Source organism: Sphingomonas sp. G5, assembly GCF_052660795.1.
In genome coordinates, this window is sequence record NZ_CP109660.1 from 2,230,512 (window position 1) to 2,246,546 (window position 16,035).

A 16,035-nucleotide genomic window follows, 5' to 3' on the forward strand; every position below is an offset into this window, starting at 1 on the left:
GCTCACCCGACCTCAGTCGGAGACCACGACCTTCCGGTCGAAGGCGACGTAGCCCGCGAAATCCTTGCCCACGCGCTCGACGGCTCCGGGGTACAGGTCGGAGTACGACCACGCGCCGTCGGTCAGTTCGGCGCCATCCAGGGCGACGTTCCAGTACTGAGCTGCGCCCTTCCAGGGGCAGGTGTACGGGGTGGGGCTCTTGTGCAGGGCACCCTCGCGAACGGACTGCGGCGGGAAGTACCAGTTCCCCTCGATCGAGGCAAGGTCGTCGCGGTCGGCTTCGGCGATCACGACGCCGTCGAGCACTGCCTTCATGGGAACCCCCTTCGTGGCGTCCCGCGGGCACGGCGCCGAGCGGTGACGGATCACTTTCCCCGAGGCTAACGAGACCGTCGGCGCCGAAAGCGCAGATTGCCCCGTGTGTCGACCTGGGCTATGGTGCGGCGCGGTCAGACCACGCGGGCGCCGGGGACGGGCCCGTGCACGTGCAGAGCGACGAGACCGGCGGCGCTGAGGGTGACCTGCAGGTCGATCGCCGAGGCTTCGTCCGCCGCGAGGAACGCCAGCGTCGGACCCGATCCCGAGACGATCCCCGCCAGGGCACCCGAGCTCTCGCCGCGCTCGAGAACGCGCGCGAGGTCGGGGCGCAGGTGCAGGGCCGGAGCCTGGAGATCGTTGCGAAGAGTGGCCGCCAGCATTTCCGCGTCGCCCTGGCGGAGAGCATGCAGCACGTCGCGATCGACCGCGGGAACGCGAGGCGCCGGGCCGATGTCGATCGCATGGCGCCGGCGATGCGCGTCGAGCTCGCCGTACACGACGGGGGTCGACATGCCGATGTCGTTGGGGACGAGCACCCAGTCGAATCGTCCGCGCGCGAGCGCCGGGCTCAGCTGGTCGCCGCGACCGGTACCGACGGCGGTCCCCCCGAGCAGCGCGAAAGGCACATCGGCACCGAGCCGAGCCGCGAGACGCACGAGCTCGCTCGTCGGCATGCCGAGGCCCCAGAGGGCATCGCATGCCACGAGCGCCGCAGCCGCATCGGCGGATCCGCCGCCCATGCCACCGGCGACGGGGACGGCCTTGCGTACAGCGAGGTGAGCGCCGCGGTCGACACCGGCGGTCTGCGCGAGCAGACGAGCGGCACGGACGGCGAGATTGCGGTCGTCGGTGGGCACGCCCTCGACGTCGACCGGGCCGCGTGCGGCGACCTCGATCGTGATGTCGTCAGCGGGGGTTGCGACCATCTCCTCGTACAGCGAGACCGCCTGGAACGCGGTCGCGAGCTCGTGATAGCCGTCGTCCTGCACATCGCCGACCTCGAGGAAGACGTTGATCTTGCCGGGGGCACGAACGCGGACGGATGCCGGTATGTGCATGCTCATCGCGTCTCCCGTCGTCCCGCGCGCCGGTCGCGCTCACCGTGTGCGAGACTGGAACGTCGGCCCGCTTCCCGCCGTCGCTCGCAAGGCGGTACGGGGAGGTCCGGGCCGGAGCGAGCGATCTGAGTCACTCTTCGACAGTAGTGCTCCGCTCCCCGTCGATCGGCGCCGTCGCCGAAACGTCCGCGAAACCCCGGAACCTTACGGTGTCCGGAACCCGTCCCCGACCCCCTGAGGAGGCAGCATGCGCCCGATGGTCCCCCTGTCGATCGACACCGACCCCTGGCGCGCCCTGCTGTCCCGGTCCGATATCCGCATGCACGACGGCATCCTGCACGTCGTGGACGACTCCTCGACGCCCGCGATGGCCGAGCGCGACGACCTGCTCACGGCGGCGTCCGCGATCGAAGCTGCGGGTGTGCGGGTTCTGCTGGTGCGCGATGCGAATCGCCGCCCCAAGCTGGTGGTCGACACCGCCGATGCCGCGACCGCCCTCGCGGCGCTGCGCGATCCCGACCTCGGCCCGATGTACCTCAAGGCCCGTGGCGAAGACCCCGTGCCCGCGCACAGCGTCGAGCCCGCCCCCGGGTCGGTGCAGGCCTACGCGGTCTTCCGCCCGCGCACCTCGACCGAAGGCTCGTACCGGTACGGCTCCGCGTTGGCTCCGCGGATGGAGCTCTGGCGCTTCGGCGACAAGACCATCGAGGCACCCCGCCCGAGCGCCCTCACCCGCCGCAAATTCGCCGCCGCCGACCTCGATCTGGTCGAGGTCGAGCGCTACGGCCGCCGCTGGATGACGGTCTCGGGCATGTTCGACCCCCACCCGAACGAGTTCACCGCCGACGTCGACATGGTCTTCTCGTGGGTCGACGGGTCGTCGAGTGAGTTCCAGCGCCAGCGGGCCGCGCGCATGAAGGGCTACGTCGTGGGTGACGGCGACGACAACGCCGCCCGATACCGCCAGGTCGACGAGCTGCGCTACGCGCTGCGGAGCGTGCACATGTACGCGCCGTGGGTGCGCCGCATCTTCATCGCGACCGACTCCCCCACCCCCGAGTGGCTCGCCGACCACCCCAAGGTGACGATCGTACGCAGCGAGGAGTTCTTCGCCGATCCCTCGGTGCTGCCCACCCACAACTCCCACGCCGTCGAGGCGCAGCTGCACCGCATCCCGGGTCTGGCCGAGCACTTCCTCTACAGCAACGACGACATGTTCTTCGGTCGCCCCGTCACTCCGGAGCTGTTCTTCAGCGGCGGCGGGGTGAGCCGCTTCGTCGAGAGCGGCGTGCGCATCGGCAGCGGACCGGCGCATGTCGATCGCTCGGGGCACGACAACGGCCTGCGCGTGAACCGCGCCCTGCTGAAGGAGCGATTCGGTCGCGTCATCACACTCGATCTCGAGCATTGTGCGACCCCGCTGCGGCGCTCGGTGGCCTTCGAGCTCGAGCAGGAGTTCGCCGACGACTACGCCCGCACCGCCGCGAGCCGGTTCCGTTCGGCCACCGACATCTCGGTGACGAACAGCCTGTACCACTACTACGCACTGGCGACCGGGCGCGCGATCATCACGACCGAGCCCCGCACCCGCTACGTGCAGACCACGCAGCTCGACTCGCTGCGCACCATGGAGCGCCTCGTCTCGCGCCGCGATACCGACATGTTCTGCCTCAACGACGGCAGCGTGCCCGAGATCCCCGAAGAGGTGCGCGTCCCCGCGCTCCGGGCGTGCCTCGAGCGCTACTTCCCCGTCGCCGCCCCGTGGGAGAAGAGCTCGGTCAGCGAAGGATCGGCAACGGCGTCGTCGGCGGCGACACCGGTCCGCTGAACGCCCGCGACGTCGGGACGACGATCCCGGCGTCGCGGAGGCGCCGCTGGGATTCGTCAGCGTCGACGTACTGCAACGCCGCGCTGGTGGCGAGCGGTACGACCGAGTGGACCACCGTCTCGTCGTAGACGTGCACGATGTTGAAGCCCTGCGCGGCGTCCTGCGGGCGCGTCCCGCCCACCGGGACCATGAGGTCCTGGGTGTAGCAGGTGGCCGAAGCGACCGAGACCGGGATGCCGGCGAAGGTCGCGAACGTGGAGTAGTGCAGGTGTCCGGCGAGGATCGCCCGTACATCGCTGCCGCGCAGCACCGCGGCCAGGCTCCGTTGGTCGCGCAGCTCGACGGAGGCGGCGAGGTCGAGCACGCTGGGCACGGGCGGGTGGTGCATCGCGAGGATCGTGCCGAGCGGGGCCGGCGTCGCTAGGACCTCGGTGAGCCACTGCAGCTGGGCGGCGGTGACCTCGCCGTGGTGCGCTCCGGGGACCGAGGTGTCGAGGGTCACGATGCGCAGCCCGTCGAACTCGTCGACGCGATCGACCGGGGCGGTCGCCTCGGCGTCGTCGCCGGGGAGGAGCTGCGAGCGGAAGGCGGCGCGGTCGTCGTGGTTGCCCATGACCCAGACCACGCGCGTCTGCAGACGCTCGGCGAGCGGTTCGACCAATGCGCGGACGCGATCGTAGGCGTCGGTCTCACCGAAATCAGCGAGGTCGCCCGTGAACACCAGGGCGTTCGGACGGATACCCGAGGCGTCGATGGCCTCGACCGCGCGAGCGAGGTACGCCTCGGAGTCGACGTCGTCATAGAGCGGTGCACCGCCAGCGCGAAGGTGAGTGTCGCTCAGGTGGAGCAGCACACGTTCGGCTCGGGGGTACTCGGCGTAGCGCATCTCGATCCTCTCGGGTCGTCGGGTACGACCTCGTCACCGGCGTGATGCTCCCGGTTGGCTCGAAATGTTACAGACATGTTTCCGGAACGCGTGATGAACACGTCGAGAATTCACCCGACGGATGACGCCCGGTCGGGCAGGGTCGCCGGTCCGACCCGGCGCGCCGGTCAGAGCGCGGCGATGCGAGCGTAATCCTCGACCGTGAGCTGTTCCCCGCGCAGCGTGGGGTCGACGCCCGCCGCTTCGAGCGCCTCCGCCGCCTGGGCAGCCGTGCCGCCCAGCACTCCCGACAGCGCCTGCCGGAGCATCTTGCGGCGCTGCTGGAACGCGGCATCCACGATCTGGAAGGTACGGCGGCGGTGCTCTTCGGTACCGCGGGGTTCGGCATCCCGGTCGAAGCCGACCAGCACGCTGTCGACATTGGGCACGGGCCAGAACACCTGACGCGACACGGTGCCCGCCAATCGCCACGACCCGTACCAGGCGGCCTTGACGCTCGGGGCGCCGTAGACCTTCGACCCGGGAGGCGCGGCGAGGCGCTCCCCCACCTCGGCCTGCACCATGACGACGCCGCGCTGCAAGTAGGGAAATGTCTCGAGGAAGTGCAGGAGGACCGGCACCGACACGTTGTAGGGCAGGTTCGCGACCAGCACGCTCGGTTCGCCCGGCAGCGCGTCGACGCGAAGCGCGTCCGCATCGATCACCGTGAGCCGGTCGGCGGGGACATCGTGAGCGGCAGCGGTGGCGGGAAGCTGCTCGGCGAGACGGTGGTCGATCTCGACGGCGACGACCGAGGCGCCCGTCTCGAGGATGGCCAGAGTGAGGGATCCCAGACCGGGGCCGATCTCGACGACACGATCGGATGCCGTGACCCGCGCCGCCTGCACGATTTTGCGCACCGTGTTGGCATCGACGACGAAGTTCTGCCCGAGCTTCTTGGTGGGAGTGACGTCGAGGTCGGCGGCGAGCCGACGGATCTCGGCGGCACCGAGCAGGGAAACGGGCATTGTTCCACTGTAGTCAGCGATCCCGCCAGTGCCCGACGCGCCGAACGGGCAGGAGTAGCGTGATGAGGTGAGTCAAACGCAGTCCATCCCCTCGAACGCCTTCACCCTCAGAAGCCCGTACGGGCGACGAGCCATCGGTCTCTCGCTCGCGGCCGCGGTGGGCGGTTTCCTCTTCGGTTTCGACTCCTCGGTCATCAACGGCGCGGTCGACGCCGTCCAGGGCAACTTCGAGCTCTCGCAGGTGCTGACCGGCTTCGTCGTCGCCGTCGCCCTTCTCGGGTGCGCCGTCGGCGCTGTCGTCGCCGGCGCCCTGTCGGACCGCTGGGGACGGCTGAAGGTCATGCTGCTCGGCGCCGTGCTGTTCTTCGTCTCGTCCATCGGCGCGGCCCTCACGTTCAGCGTTCCGGATCTCATCCTGTGGCGCGTGATGAGCGGCCTGGGCATCGGCATCGCCTCGGTCGTCGCGCCCGCCTACATCGCAGAGGTCGCCCCGCGCCAGATCCGCGGTTCGCTCGCCTCGCTGCAGCAGCTCGCGATCACGCTCGGTATCTTCGGCGCCCTGCTCTCCGACGCTCTGCTCGCCAACACCGCCGGTGGCGCGGCCAACCAGCTGTGGCTGGGCATGGAGGCCTGGCGCTGGATGTTCCTCGTCGGTGTGGTCCCGGCCGCCGTCTACGGCATCCTGTCGTTCACGGTCCCCGAATCGCCCCGCTACCTGCTCTCGAAGGGCAAGCGCGACGAAGCAAAGGCGATCTTCTCGCGCCTCGTGCCGCCCGCCGACCTCGACAAGACGATGAACGAGCTGTCGAGCGCGATCGAGGCCGACCGCAAGAACAAGAACGTCTCTCTGCGCGGTCCCGTGCTGGGGCTTCAGGGAATCGTTTGGACCGGCATCCTCCTGTCGATGTTCCAGCAGTTCGTCGGCATCAACGTGATCTTCTACTACTCCACGACCCTGTGGAAGGCGGTCGGTTTCGACGAGAGCAACTCGCTGCTGATCTCTGTCATCACCTCGGTCACCAACGTCGTCGTCACGTTCGTCGCGATCTTCCTGGTCGACAGGGTGGGGCGCAAGCCCATCCTCCTGACCGGCTCTGTGCTGATGACCGTCTCGCTCGGCGCGATGGCTCTCTCGTTCGCCTTCGCCACCGGCTCGGGCGAGAACGTCTCGCTCCCCGCCCCGTGGGGCGGAGTGGCCCTCGTCGCCGCGAACGTCTTCGTCGTGGGCTTCGGCGCCTCCTGGGGCCCGCTGGTCTGGGTGCTGCTCGGCGAGATCTTCCCGAGCCGCATCCGCGGCAAGGCTCTCGGCGTCGCCGCCGGAGCGCAGTGGATCGCCAACTTCGCGATCACCGTCTCGTTCCCGGCGATGTCGGGATGGTCGCTCCCCCTCACCTACGGCATGTACGCCCTGTTCGCGGCCCTGTCGTTCGTCTACGTCGCCCTGCGCATCCCCGAGACGAAGGGGATGGAGCTCGAGCAGACCGAGACGCTCTTCGTCCGCAAGCCGAAGGCGAAGGCCAAGGCCTGATCCCGGATGCCAGAAGGCCGGCGCCCCGCGGGGTGCCGGCCTTCGTCGTTCCGGCGTCGTCTGCGCCCGCGTGGTCTCCGTGATCCGTACAAGCTCCGCCGAGTCCGCGCGAGACCCTCCCAGACGGCGCGAATCGCGGACGATCCGCGCGTGTTCACTCCTCGAATGCGCCGTAGACCCGCAGGGTGTTGTCCGCGACCTGGGCGGCGAGCTCGTCGGCATCCATCGCCCTCTCCGCCGCGAGGAAGCGCAGCGTCACCGGGATCAGGTACGGCGCGTTCGGGCGACCGCGGTAGGGCACCGGGGTGAGGAACGGGGCGTCGGTCTCGACGAGGATGCGCTCGAGCGGCGTCACCGCCAGGGCGTCGCGCAGATTCTGCGCATTCTTGAACGTGACGTTGCCCGCGAACGAGAGGTAATACCCGCGGTCGGCGGCCAGGCGTGCCATGTCGGCGTCGCCCGAGAAGCAGTGGAACACCGTCTTGTCGGGGGCGCCGACACGTTCGAGCGTCTCGAGCACGGCCTCGTGCGCGTCGCGATCGTGGATCTGCATCGCGAGATCGTGCTTCTTGGCCAGGGCGATGTGCGCCTCGAAGGAGCGCATCTGAGCCGGGATACCGTCGGCCTCGGTGCGGAAGAAGTCGAGCCCCGTCTCGCCGATGGCCCGCACCCGCGGTTCGGCGGCGAGCTCGTCGATGACGGCGATCGCCGCATCCAACTCCCCCGCCTGCTCGTACGCGGGCGCCTCGTTGGGGTGGATCGCCACCGCCGCGAGGACGCGCGGGTGCGACCGCGCCGCCCACGCCGACCACCGCGAGGAGTCGATGTCGCCGCCCGCCTGCACGACCCCGTGCACACCGACCGCGAGCGCGCGCTCGAGCTGGTCGTCCACGGAGAGGCCGGTCTCGCCGTCTTCGATCTCGAGGTGGGTGTGGTTGTCGTAGACCGGGATGCCGAGGGGCTCGGGCGCCGGCGGATAGCTGACGTCGCGACGCCCGTCGATCGAGCGCTCGCGGACGTATTGGCTCGGATCGCCGTCGCCGATGGTGTCGCGAGGGCGCTCGACCGGGGTCGAGCCGGGGGCGGAGGCTCGAGCCGCGGACCCTTCGACAGGCTCGGGGACCGCCGCCGACTCGGAAGGCACCTGCGTCACGCCTGCTCGACGCGCGGGAACAGCGGCGTGAGCGGCGTGACCGTGGCCCCCGCGGGCAGCTGCCCCCAGGTGCCCGCCGCGCGGATCGGCTGCTCGACGAGAGCGCCGAGGCCCTCGGCCGCGCCGAGCGCGACCCACAGCTTCGACGTCGACTCCGGCATGACCGGCGACAGCAGCACCGCGAGCGCGCGCAACCCCTCAGCCGCGGTGTACAGCACCGTGCCCAGGCGTTCGCGCGTCGACTCGTCTTTGGCGAGTGCCCACGGCTCGTTCTCGGTGATGTAGCCGTTGAGCGCATCGACGATCGTCCAGATCGCAGCGATCGCCTCGTCGATGCGGAAGCGCTCGATGGCGGCGTCGGCGGTGGTCGCGGCATCCGCCACGATCTTCTGAATCGTCAGATCGCCCTCGGTGTACGCGGCCGGGGCCGGCACGACGCCCTCGAAGTACTTCGAGATCATCGCGACCGTGCGCGACGCCAGGTTGCCGAAGCCGTTGGCGAGTTCGGCCTGGTAGCGCGCCGACAGGTCTTCCCACGAGAACGAGCCGTCCTGGCCGAACGCGATCGCCGAGAGGAAGTAGAACCGGTACGCGTCGGAGCCGAAGACGTCGGTGATCTCGGTGGGCGCGATGCCGGTGAGCTTGGACTTCGACATCTTCTCGCCGCCGACGAGCAGCCACCCGTGCGCGAAGACGCCGCGCGGCACGTCGAGGCCCGCGGCCATCAGCATGGCCGGCCAGATCACGGCGTGGAAGCGCAGGATGTCTTTACCGACCACGTGGAATGCCGGCCAGCGACGCTCAAACTCGGCGGGGTCGGTGCCGTAGCCCACGGCGGTGGCGTAGTTGAGCAGCGCGTCGACCCACACGTAGATGACGTGCGAGGGGTCCCACGGAACCGTGATGCCCCAGTCGAAGGCCGAACGCGAGATCGAGAGGTCTTTCAGACCGCTGCGCACGAACGAGACGACTTCGTTGCGCGCCGACTCGGGGCGCACGAAGTCGGGCTCGGTCTTGTAGAGCTCGAGCAGGCGGTCCTGGAACTCGCTGAGCTTGAAGAAGTAGTTCTTCTCCTGCAGTAGCTCGAGGGGCTTGGAGTGGATCGCGCAGACCTTGAGCCCCTCGAAGGGCCCTGTGCCGTCGACGATCTCGGCCTCGGGCTTGAACTCCTCGCAGCCCACGCAGTACAGCGCCTCGTACTCGCCCGCGTAGATGTACCCGCGGTCGAACAGGGCCTTCACGAACTGCTGCACACGCTCCTCGTGGCGCGCCTGCGTCGTGCGGATGAAGTCGTCGTTGGCGACATCGAGCGTTTCGAGCAGCGGGAACCACGACTCGGTGACGAGCTTGTCGACCCACTCCTGCGGGGTGACGCCGTTGGCGGCGGCGGCGCGGAGCATCTTCTGGCCGTGCTCGTCGGTACCCGTGAGCATCCAGGTGTCATCCCCCGCCTGGCGATGCCAGCGGGCGAGCGTGTCGACGGCGACGGTCGTGTACCCGTGCCCGATGTGGGGCAGATCGCTGGGGTAGTAGATCGGCGTCGTGATGTAGAAGGATCGGCCGGAAGTCACCTGGAGATTCTACGGGGAGGCACCGACACGGCCGACCGTGTGACAGGTGTCAGCGTTTGACGGCCAACGCCGCCTGGTACAGCTCGCGCGAGGAGTGGCCGGTCTGCGACGCCACCTCGGCGGCGGCCTCTTTGAGCCGGGTGCCGCCCCGGACGATCTCGAGCACCTGGGTCACGGCATCCGGGAACGCCACCTCCCGGGCGGTGGCCCCGCCGACGACGATCGCGATCTCGCCGCGGACGCCCTCGGCCGCCCACGCGGCGAGCTCGGCGAGGGTTCCGCGCTTGACCTCTTCGTAGAGCTTGGTGAGCTCGCGGCAGACGGCGGCAGGACGATCGGCGCCGAACGCGGTCGCGAGATCGTCGAGGGTGGATGCCACGCGCGACGGCGACTCGAAGAAGACGAGGGTCCGCTCCTCCGACGCGAGCTGCGCGAAGGCCTTGCGGCGCTCCCCCGGCTTGCGGCGCGGGAAGCCCTCGAAGGCGAAGCGGTCGGTGGGAAGGCCCGCGACGGCCAGGGCCGTGACGACCGCGCTCGGACCGGGAATCGCGGTGACCGTGACCCCCGCGGCGGCAGCGGCGGCGACCAGGCCGAAACCGGGGTCGCTGACGGTGGGCATTCCCGCGTCGCTCAGAACCAGCAGATCGTCTTCGCGGGCGAGCTCGACCAGTTCGGCGGCCCGCTCCTTCTCGTTGTGATCGTGCAGGGCGATCAGGCGCGGACGGTTCTCGACCCCGAGGCCCGCGAGCAGACGCTGCGTGGTGCGGGTGTCTTCTGCCGCGACGACGCTGGCGTTCTCGAGCGCCTCGATCAGACGCTTCGAGGCGTCGCCCAGATTGCCGATGGGGGTCGCCGCGAGGATGATCACCGTTCCACCTTAGGCTGGGGGCCGTGACCACCGCCGTCCCTCCGCTGCTCCCCGTCGTCGAGCAGACGCGCATCGATCGGTGGCGCGACGCCCTGCTCGCCAGCCCCCGCGGATTCCGCCTGTGGCGCTGGCTCGCGCCCACCCTCGTCACCCTTCTCGCGGCCGTGCTGCGCCTGATCGACATCGGCAACCCGCACCAGCTCGTGTTCGACGAGACCTATTACGTGAAGGACTCGTGGAGCCAGTGGGTGCTCGGTTACCCCTCGGCCTGGCCCGACGGCGCCGACGCCCGCTTCGTGGCGGGTGATACCGACGTCTTCACCGGCATCGGCAGCTACGTGGTGCATCCGCCGCTGGGTCGCATCCTGATCGGTGCGGGCATGGCCCTGCTCGGACCCGACTCCGCCACCGGCTGGCGCATCTCCGCCGCCGTCTTCGGCACCGCCACCGTGCTGCTCGTCTACCTGCTCGCGCGCACGCTCACCCGGTCGATCCCCTTCGCGACGGTGGCATCCGGTCTCATCGCGATCGACGGACTCGGCATCGTGCTGAGCCGCATCTCACTGCTCGACATCTTCTTGACCTTCTTCATCGTGCTGACGTTCTGGTTCGTCGCTCTCGACGCGCGGCGGAGCACCGATCGCTTGCGCGCCGCCCTCACGGCCCTCCCGGAGGGAAGACACACGTGGGGCCCGGTGCTGTGGGCGCGGCCGTGGCTCGTCGCCGCAGGAGCGGCCGCGGGCGCGGCCACCGCCGTGAAGTGGTCGGGACTGTACGTGCTCGCGGCGGTCGGCCTGTACGCGGTCGTCACCGACGCCGTCGCCCGTCGTCGCGCCGGGATCGAGCAGTGGCCGATGGATGCCGCGCGCCAGGGGCTCGTGTCGTTCGTGCTGCTCGTGCCGGTCGCGGTCGTCGTGTACCTGGCGAGCTGGTCGGGCTGGCTGTTCACGAACGGCGGGTGGATGCGCGGCACCCCGGTCGCCGCGACGGGGATCTGGGGGTGGGTCCCCGAGCCGCTCCGGCAGCTGTGGGCGTACCACCAGGAGATGTACAACTTCCACGTCGGGCTCGTCACCCCGCACAGCTACGCCAGCCCCGCCTGGCAGTGGCCGCTGCTCATCCGTCCCACCTCGATGTACTGGCACCAGGACCAGGCCGGGGTCAACGGCTGCGCCCTGCCGACGGGGTGCACCGAGGCGATCTCGAGCATCGCGAACCCGATCATCTGGTGGGCCGGGGTCGCGGCATCCCTGTATCTGCTCGTGCGCTTCGTCATGGTGCGCGACTGGCGGCGCCACGCCCTCGTGCTGACCGGACTCGCCGCCACCTACGTGCCGTGGCTGCTCTACCCCGAGCGCACGATCTTCCAGTTCTACACGGTGGCGATGCTGCCCTTCCTGGTGCTCGCGCTCACCTTCGCCCTGCGCGACGTCGCCCGCGGGGTGAAGGGCGCGTCGAGAGCGAGCGGGCAGGCGGTCGTGCTGGCCTTCCTCGGGCTCTGCCTCGTGATCTCGGCGTTCTGGTACCCCGTGTGGGTCGGACTGCCCGTGCCGTACGAGTTCTGGCGCCTGCACAATTGGCTGCCGACCTGGATCTGATCGGGGCGCGCGCCGTGGGCGTGCGGAGCGGGGCGTGGGGTCGACGCGAGGTGGCGTGCGGGTGGACGCGCATCAGAATCGGATGGATGCAACAGAATCGGTCCCGTGAGGGGCTCGGCATCCGAATCCACTGCACGGATCCGAATCTGTGGAAGGTCGAAGACGCGAGGGGACGGCGCACCGGTCTCAGCCCAGCCGCGCCGCATCCGTCGTCGGCAACGCGCAGGTGAACGCCCGACAGTCGTACGCCGTCGCCTCGCCGTCCATCGCGACCTTGCCCTCGAACAGCTCGAACCCCGCCTCGGCGAAAGCGGCGGCCTGCGCGGGCGACACCACGGCCACCACGTCGGCGGCGACCCGACGCGCCGCGTCGGCGATCTCGGCATCCGTCTCGCCCACCACGACCACCTGGCGCGGAGCGGAGACCAGACCGAGCGCGACCTCGAGGATCGCGCCGTGTGCCAGGGGCGACGACAGTGCGACGTCGGCCGCGGCCCGCACGAGGGACTCCGCCGCGCTGCGGTAGCGCTCCCCCGCGCCGAGGCGCCACAGATCGAGGGCGGCGGCGGCGAAGACGGACGGGCCCGAGGGCGAGGCGCCGTCGGTGGGGACGGCGTGCGAGTGCATCCCCTGGCTGACGAGCACGGGGTCGCCTCCCCCGAGCGGATGGATGCCGTCGTCGCCGAGGCACAGGTCGACGAGCGCCCGTGCGCGGGAGGCGTAGGCGACCTCGCCGGTCGCGCGCGCGAGGGCGAGCAGGCCCCGCGCGAGTCCCCCGTAGTCCTCGAGCGTCGCGGGGGCTGCGGAGCGGACCTCGTCGAGCGAGGCGCGGCGGAGCGTCCCGTCGTCGGCGACGTTGCTCTCGAGCACGGCGTCGGCGGCCCAGCGCGCCGCTTCGAGGAAGCGCGGGTCGGTGCGGGTTCCGGCGGCAGCGAGGGCGGCGATCGCGTGACCGTTCCAGCCGGTGACGACCTTGGCGTCGAGAGCGGGGGGCTGCAGTGCCGAACGGTCCGCGACACGGTAGTACCCGCCCTCGTTGCGGACGCCGTCGATGATCGATTCCGAGTCCTGGGCCGCGGCGATCCCGCCCGAGGGCAGTTGCAGCACGTCGACGAGGAAACGGGCGGCGTCGGTCGCCGTGGCGTCGTCCCCCGCGGCGAGCGCCACCTCGACGAGACCGGCGTTGTCGGTGAGCATGCGCTCGTAGTGCGGCACGCTCCAGTCGCGGCGCGTGGCGTAGCGGAAGAAGCCGCCCTCGACCGTGTCGTGCAGGTCGGAGCGGGCCATGGCGGAGAGTGCTCGGGATGCCACGTCCGCGGCATCCGGAGCATCCGCGGTCAGAGCGGGGTGCTGCAGGAAGCGCAGCACCGGGGTGTTCGGGAACTTCGGGGTCTCGAACGCGGGGCCCGCGGCGAAGCCGAAGTACTCGCGGTCCTCGCGTGCAACGACCGTGCGCGCAGCGGCGGCGAGCTGGTCGAGGGACGGCGGAGCGTCGGCCGGGGCGGTGGCCGCGGCGGCCAGGGCGTCGCGGAGCGAGGAGCCCGTGGCATCCACTTCGCTCCGGCGCTCGGTCCAGGCCTCGCGCACCGCGGAGAGCACCTGCCGGAACGAGGGCTGCGGCGGGCGGGGCGAGGGCGGAAAGTACGTGCCGGCGTAGAAGACGTGCCCCTCGGGGGACGCGAAGACGGTGAGGGGCCACCCCAGGTGAGGGGTGAAGGCACTGGCCGCGTCGAGGTAGGCGGCATCCACGTCGGGATGCTCTTCGCGGTCGACCTTGATCGAGACGAAACCCTCGTTCAGGATGCCGGCGGTCTCGGCATCCTGGAACGACTCGCGCGCCATGACGTGGCACCAGTGGCAGGTGCTGTAGCCGATCGAGATCATCACGGGGACGTCTCTCTCGGCCGCGAGCGCGAACGCCTCGGCCCCCCAGGGGAACCACGCGACGGGGTTATTGGCGTGGGCCCGCAGGTAGGGGCTCGAGGCGTTCGCGAGGCGGTTCATGCGCGCGGGTGCGCGGGACTCAGTTGAGGTCGTCGGGGTGGGTGCCGACGCGGCCCGACCCGTCGCCCGGGTCGACCGCGTCGATCGCGGCCATCTCGTCGGCGGTGAGCTCGAAGTCGAACAGATCGAAGTTCTCCTCGAGGCGCTCGCGCCGCACCGACTTGGGGAACACGATGAAGCCGTGCTGGATGTGCCAGCGCAGCACCGCCTGGGCGGGCGACTTGCCGTGGGCCTCGGCGGCATCCTTCACCGCGGGGAGCTCGAACAGGTCGTACTTGCCCTGGCCGAGCGGACCCCACGACTCGATGTGCATGTCGTGCTCCTGGCCCCAGGCGGCGATCTCGCGCTGGCTGAGGGCGGGGTGCAGCTCGATCTGGTTCACCACGGGGGTGACGCCGGTCTCGGCGACGATGCGGTCGAGGTGCGGCACCAGGAAGTTCGAGACGCCGATCGAACGGGCCTTGCCGCTCTCGCGGATCTCGATCATCTTCTGCCACGCGTGCACGTAGTTGTCGTTCTTCGGCGTCGGCCAGTGGATCAGGTAGAGGTCGACGGCGTCGAGCTGGAGCTTCTGAAGACTCTCATCGATCGCGGCGAGCGGTTCGTCGCCCTCGTGGCGGTCGTTCCAGAGCTTGGTGGTGACGAAGAGCTCGTCACGTGGGATGCCGCTGGCGGCGATCGCACGCCCGACACCCTCTTCGTTCTTGTAGATGGCCGCGGTGTCGATGTGGCGGTAGCCGACCTCGAGGGCCTCGGACACGGCACGCTCGGCGTCGTCGGCGGGCACGAGGAAGACGCCGTAGCCGAGCTGGGGGATGGAGTTTCCGTCGTTGAGCTGAACTGAAGGAACGGTCATGTGTCGAGCCTAGGGAGCCGAGGTTCGAAGCGTTCTTGGGGTTGACGCGCGGGTCACGATGACTCAGCCCCGCGGTCTCGCGCCCGGGCGTGGTTGACTACCGTGATGACGCCGCAGCCCCCCACCCGGCACGCTCGACGTGATCCCTCCTCGACCTGGCGCCGCGGAGCGAAGCTCGTCGCGATCGCCGTCACCGTCGTGCTCGTCGCGGCGGTCGCTGTGGGCGGCTTCTACGCCTTCTCGCTGTCGCAGCGGCTTCAGGAGGCCGCCGTCCCCCTCAAGGACGCCCCGGCCGAGCCGCCCGCACTGAGTGCCTACAACGAGCCGTTCTCGGTGCTCGTCGTCGGCACCGATGAGTGCGACGAGCAGGTCAAGGCCGCATTCGGCGCCCGCTGCTCGGACCCCGGCAACGAGGGGACGCGCAACGACGTCAACATGCTCGTGCACGTGTCTGCCAATCCCCGACGCGTCACGGTCGTGTCGTTCCCGCGCGACCTGCAGATCGGCATCCCGGAATGCACGAACCCCGACGGGACGGTCTCGGAGGCCTCGTACAAGGCGCCGATCAACTCCGCGTACGAGGCGGGCGGGCTCACGTGCGTGGCCGACACCGTCTCGGAACTGAGCGGACAGAGCATCCCGTTCGCCGCGAAGGTCAGCTTCGGCAACGTCGTCAACATCACGGACGCCATCGGCGGCGTGGAGGTCTGCATCGGTGGCGACGGCATCGACGATCCCGACGCCGGCATCGACTGGGAGCCCGGCCCCCGCGTGGTCAAGGGCTACGATGCCCTGGCGTTCCTGCGCACGCGCAAGGGCATCGGCGACGGCAGCGACCTCGCCCGCATCGGCAACCAGCAGCAATACCTGTCTCGCCTCATCAACAAGCTCCGCAGCGACGAGGTGCTCTCCAACCCGGGCACGCTCATCGGCCTGGCCAACACCGCGGTGAACAACATCGAACCGAGCGAGAGCCTCGCCGACCCGATCCGCATCGCCCAGCTCGCGTACACGCTGAAAGACGTGCCGTTCAGCGACATCACGTTCGTGCAGTTCCCCGTGGTCGACGACCCCGCCGACAACAACCGTGTCATCCCCGACCAGACGTCGGCGGCAACGCTGTGGGAGGCGCTGAACACCAACGCTCCCCTGCAGCTGACCGGACAGGAGGGGGCCAACGGCGGCGTCATCGCCGATCCCTCCGCACCCACCGCAGCGCCGGGCGAGCCCGCCCCCGAGGCGAGCACCCCCGCCCCGGATGCCACGGACGCCAGTGCCGCGCCCGGCGTGGTGGAACTGCCCAGCAACGTCAGCGGGACGAAGGCGAACCAGGCCACCTGCTCCGCCGGCAACGGCTGAT

Annotated in this window: 13 protein-coding genes; 4 read left to right on the forward strand and 9 right to left on the reverse strand. The window is 70.1% G+C overall.

Annotation, left to right across the window (positions count from 1 at the left end; translation table 11 throughout):
- Positions 1-12 precede the first annotated feature (12 nt).
- Both NE358_RS10825 and NE358_RS10830 read right to left on the reverse strand, forming a co-directional pair.
- A complete protein-coding gene (locus tag NE358_RS10825; RefSeq protein ID WP_289938387.1) occupies positions 13-315 on the reverse strand; it encodes a DUF427 domain-containing protein in 303 nt (100 codons plus the stop codon).
- Positions 316-449: 134 nt separating this feature from the next.
- Positions 450-1,382: a 4-(cytidine 5'-diphospho)-2-C-methyl-D-erythritol kinase gene (locus NE358_RS10830; RefSeq protein WP_499317796.1), complete on the reverse strand. Its 933-nt coding sequence runs from the start codon at positions 1,380-1,382 to the stop codon at positions 450-452.
- A gap of 241 nt (positions 1,383-1,623) precedes the next feature.
- Between NE358_RS10830 and NE358_RS10835 the strand changes: the two genes are divergently transcribed.
- Entirely contained in the window at positions 1,624-3,204 is a 1,581-nt protein-coding gene (locus NE358_RS10835) for a stealth family protein (protein ID WP_103206366.1), read from the forward strand.
- Here NE358_RS10835 and NE358_RS10840 read toward each other — a convergent pair.
- A complete protein-coding gene (locus NE358_RS10840) occupies positions 3,155-4,090 on the reverse strand; it encodes a phosphodiesterase (protein WP_103206365.1) in 936 nt (311 codons plus the stop codon). The two genes, NE358_RS10835 and NE358_RS10840, sit on opposite strands and share 50 nt — an antisense overlap.
- 167 nt (positions 4,091-4,257) lie before the next feature.
- Complete coding sequence (gene rsmA / locus NE358_RS10845) at positions 4,258-5,097, reverse strand: 16S rRNA (adenine(1518)-N(6)/adenine(1519)-N(6))-dimethyltransferase RsmA (protein ID WP_103206364.1); 840 nt, start codon at positions 5,095-5,097, stop codon at positions 4,258-4,260.
- A 67-nt stretch (positions 5,098-5,164) separates the two neighbouring features.
- Here rsmA and NE358_RS10850 point away from each other — a divergent pair, with 67 nt between their 5' ends.
- The gene (locus NE358_RS10850) at positions 5,165-6,625 is read left to right on the forward strand and encodes a sugar porter family MFS transporter (RefSeq protein ID WP_103206363.1); all 1,461 of its coding nucleotides are present in this window, start codon (positions 5,165-5,167) and stop codon (positions 6,623-6,625) included.
- Between the two features lie 154 nt (positions 6,626-6,779).
- Here the strand turns inward: NE358_RS10850 and NE358_RS10855 are convergent, their stop codons facing one another.
- Genes NE358_RS10855 through rsmI form a run of 3 tightly spaced genes read right to left on the reverse strand, consistent with a single transcriptional unit; the run spans position 6,780 to position 10,217 of the window.
- Entirely contained in the window at positions 6,780-7,778 is a 999-nt protein-coding gene (locus tag NE358_RS10855) for a TatD family hydrolase (protein WP_499317799.1), read from the reverse strand.
- A complete protein-coding gene (gene metG, locus NE358_RS10860) occupies positions 7,775-9,349 on the reverse strand; it encodes a methionine--tRNA ligase (RefSeq protein WP_103206362.1) in 1,575 nt (524 codons plus the stop codon). The genes NE358_RS10855 and metG overlap by 4 nt, the downstream gene beginning before the upstream one ends.
- 49 nt (positions 9,350-9,398) lie before the next feature.
- The gene (rsmI, locus tag NE358_RS10865) at positions 9,399-10,217 is read right to left on the reverse strand and encodes a 16S rRNA (cytidine(1402)-2'-O)-methyltransferase (RefSeq protein WP_103206361.1); all 819 of its coding nucleotides are present in this window, start codon (positions 10,215-10,217) and stop codon (positions 9,399-9,401) included.
- A gap of 23 nt (positions 10,218-10,240) precedes the next feature.
- Between rsmI and NE358_RS10870 the strand changes: the two genes are divergently transcribed.
- Positions 10,241-11,815: a dolichyl-phosphate-mannose--protein mannosyltransferase gene (locus tag NE358_RS10870; protein WP_141375921.1), complete on the forward strand. Its 1,575-nt coding sequence runs from the start codon at positions 10,241-10,243 to the stop codon at positions 11,813-11,815.
- Positions 11,816-12,001: 186 nt separating this feature from the next.
- Here NE358_RS10870 and NE358_RS10875 read toward each other — a convergent pair whose 3' ends face one another.
- On the reverse strand, positions 12,002-13,819 hold the full coding sequence (locus NE358_RS10875) for a thioredoxin domain-containing protein (RefSeq protein ID WP_289938401.1): 1,818 nt from the start codon (positions 13,817-13,819) through the stop codon (positions 12,002-12,004).
- Positions 13,820-13,838: 19 nt separating this feature from the next.
- Positions 13,839-14,675, reverse strand: a complete 837-nt coding sequence (locus tag NE358_RS10880; RefSeq protein WP_103206357.1) for an aldo/keto reductase — start codon at positions 14,673-14,675, stop codon at positions 13,839-13,841.
- A gap of 105 nt (positions 14,676-14,780) precedes the next feature.
- Here NE358_RS10880 and NE358_RS10885 point away from each other — a divergent pair, with 105 nt between their 5' ends.
- Positions 14,781-16,034, forward strand: coding sequence for an LCP family protein (locus NE358_RS10885; protein WP_103206356.1), 1,254 nt, complete (start codon positions 14,781-14,783; stop codon positions 16,032-16,034).
- Position 16,035 lies beyond the last annotated feature (1 nt).

Bases quoted from the DNA above. Each gene is read 5' to 3' on its own strand.
- NE358_RS10825 (WP_289938387.1), bottom strand. From the start codon at position 315: ATGAAGGCAGTGCTCGACGGCGTCGTGATCGCCGAAGCCGACCGCGAC.
- NE358_RS10830 (WP_499317796.1), bottom strand. From the start codon at position 1,382: ATGAGCATGCACATACCGGCATCCGTCCGCGTTCGTGCCCCCGGCAAG.
- NE358_RS10835 (WP_103206366.1), top strand. From the start codon at position 1,624: ATGCGCCCGATGGTCCCCCTGTCGATCGACACCGACCCCTGGCGCGCC.
- NE358_RS10840 (WP_103206365.1), bottom strand. From the start codon at position 4,090: ATGCGCTACGCCGAGTACCCCCGAGCCGAACGTGTGCTGCTCCACCTG.
- rsmA (WP_103206364.1), bottom strand. From the start codon at position 5,097: ATGCCCGTTTCCCTGCTCGGTGCCGCCGAGATCCGTCGGCTCGCCGCC.
- NE358_RS10875 (WP_289938401.1), bottom strand. From the start codon at position 13,819: ATGAACCGCCTCGCGAACGCCTCGAGCCCCTACCTGCGGGCCCACGCC.
- NE358_RS10880 (WP_103206357.1), bottom strand. From the start codon at position 14,675: ATGACCGTTCCTTCAGTTCAGCTCAACGACGGAAACTCCATCCCCCAG.
- NE358_RS10885 (WP_103206356.1), top strand. From the start codon at position 14,781: ATGACGCCGCAGCCCCCCACCCGGCACGCTCGACGTGATCCCTCCTCG.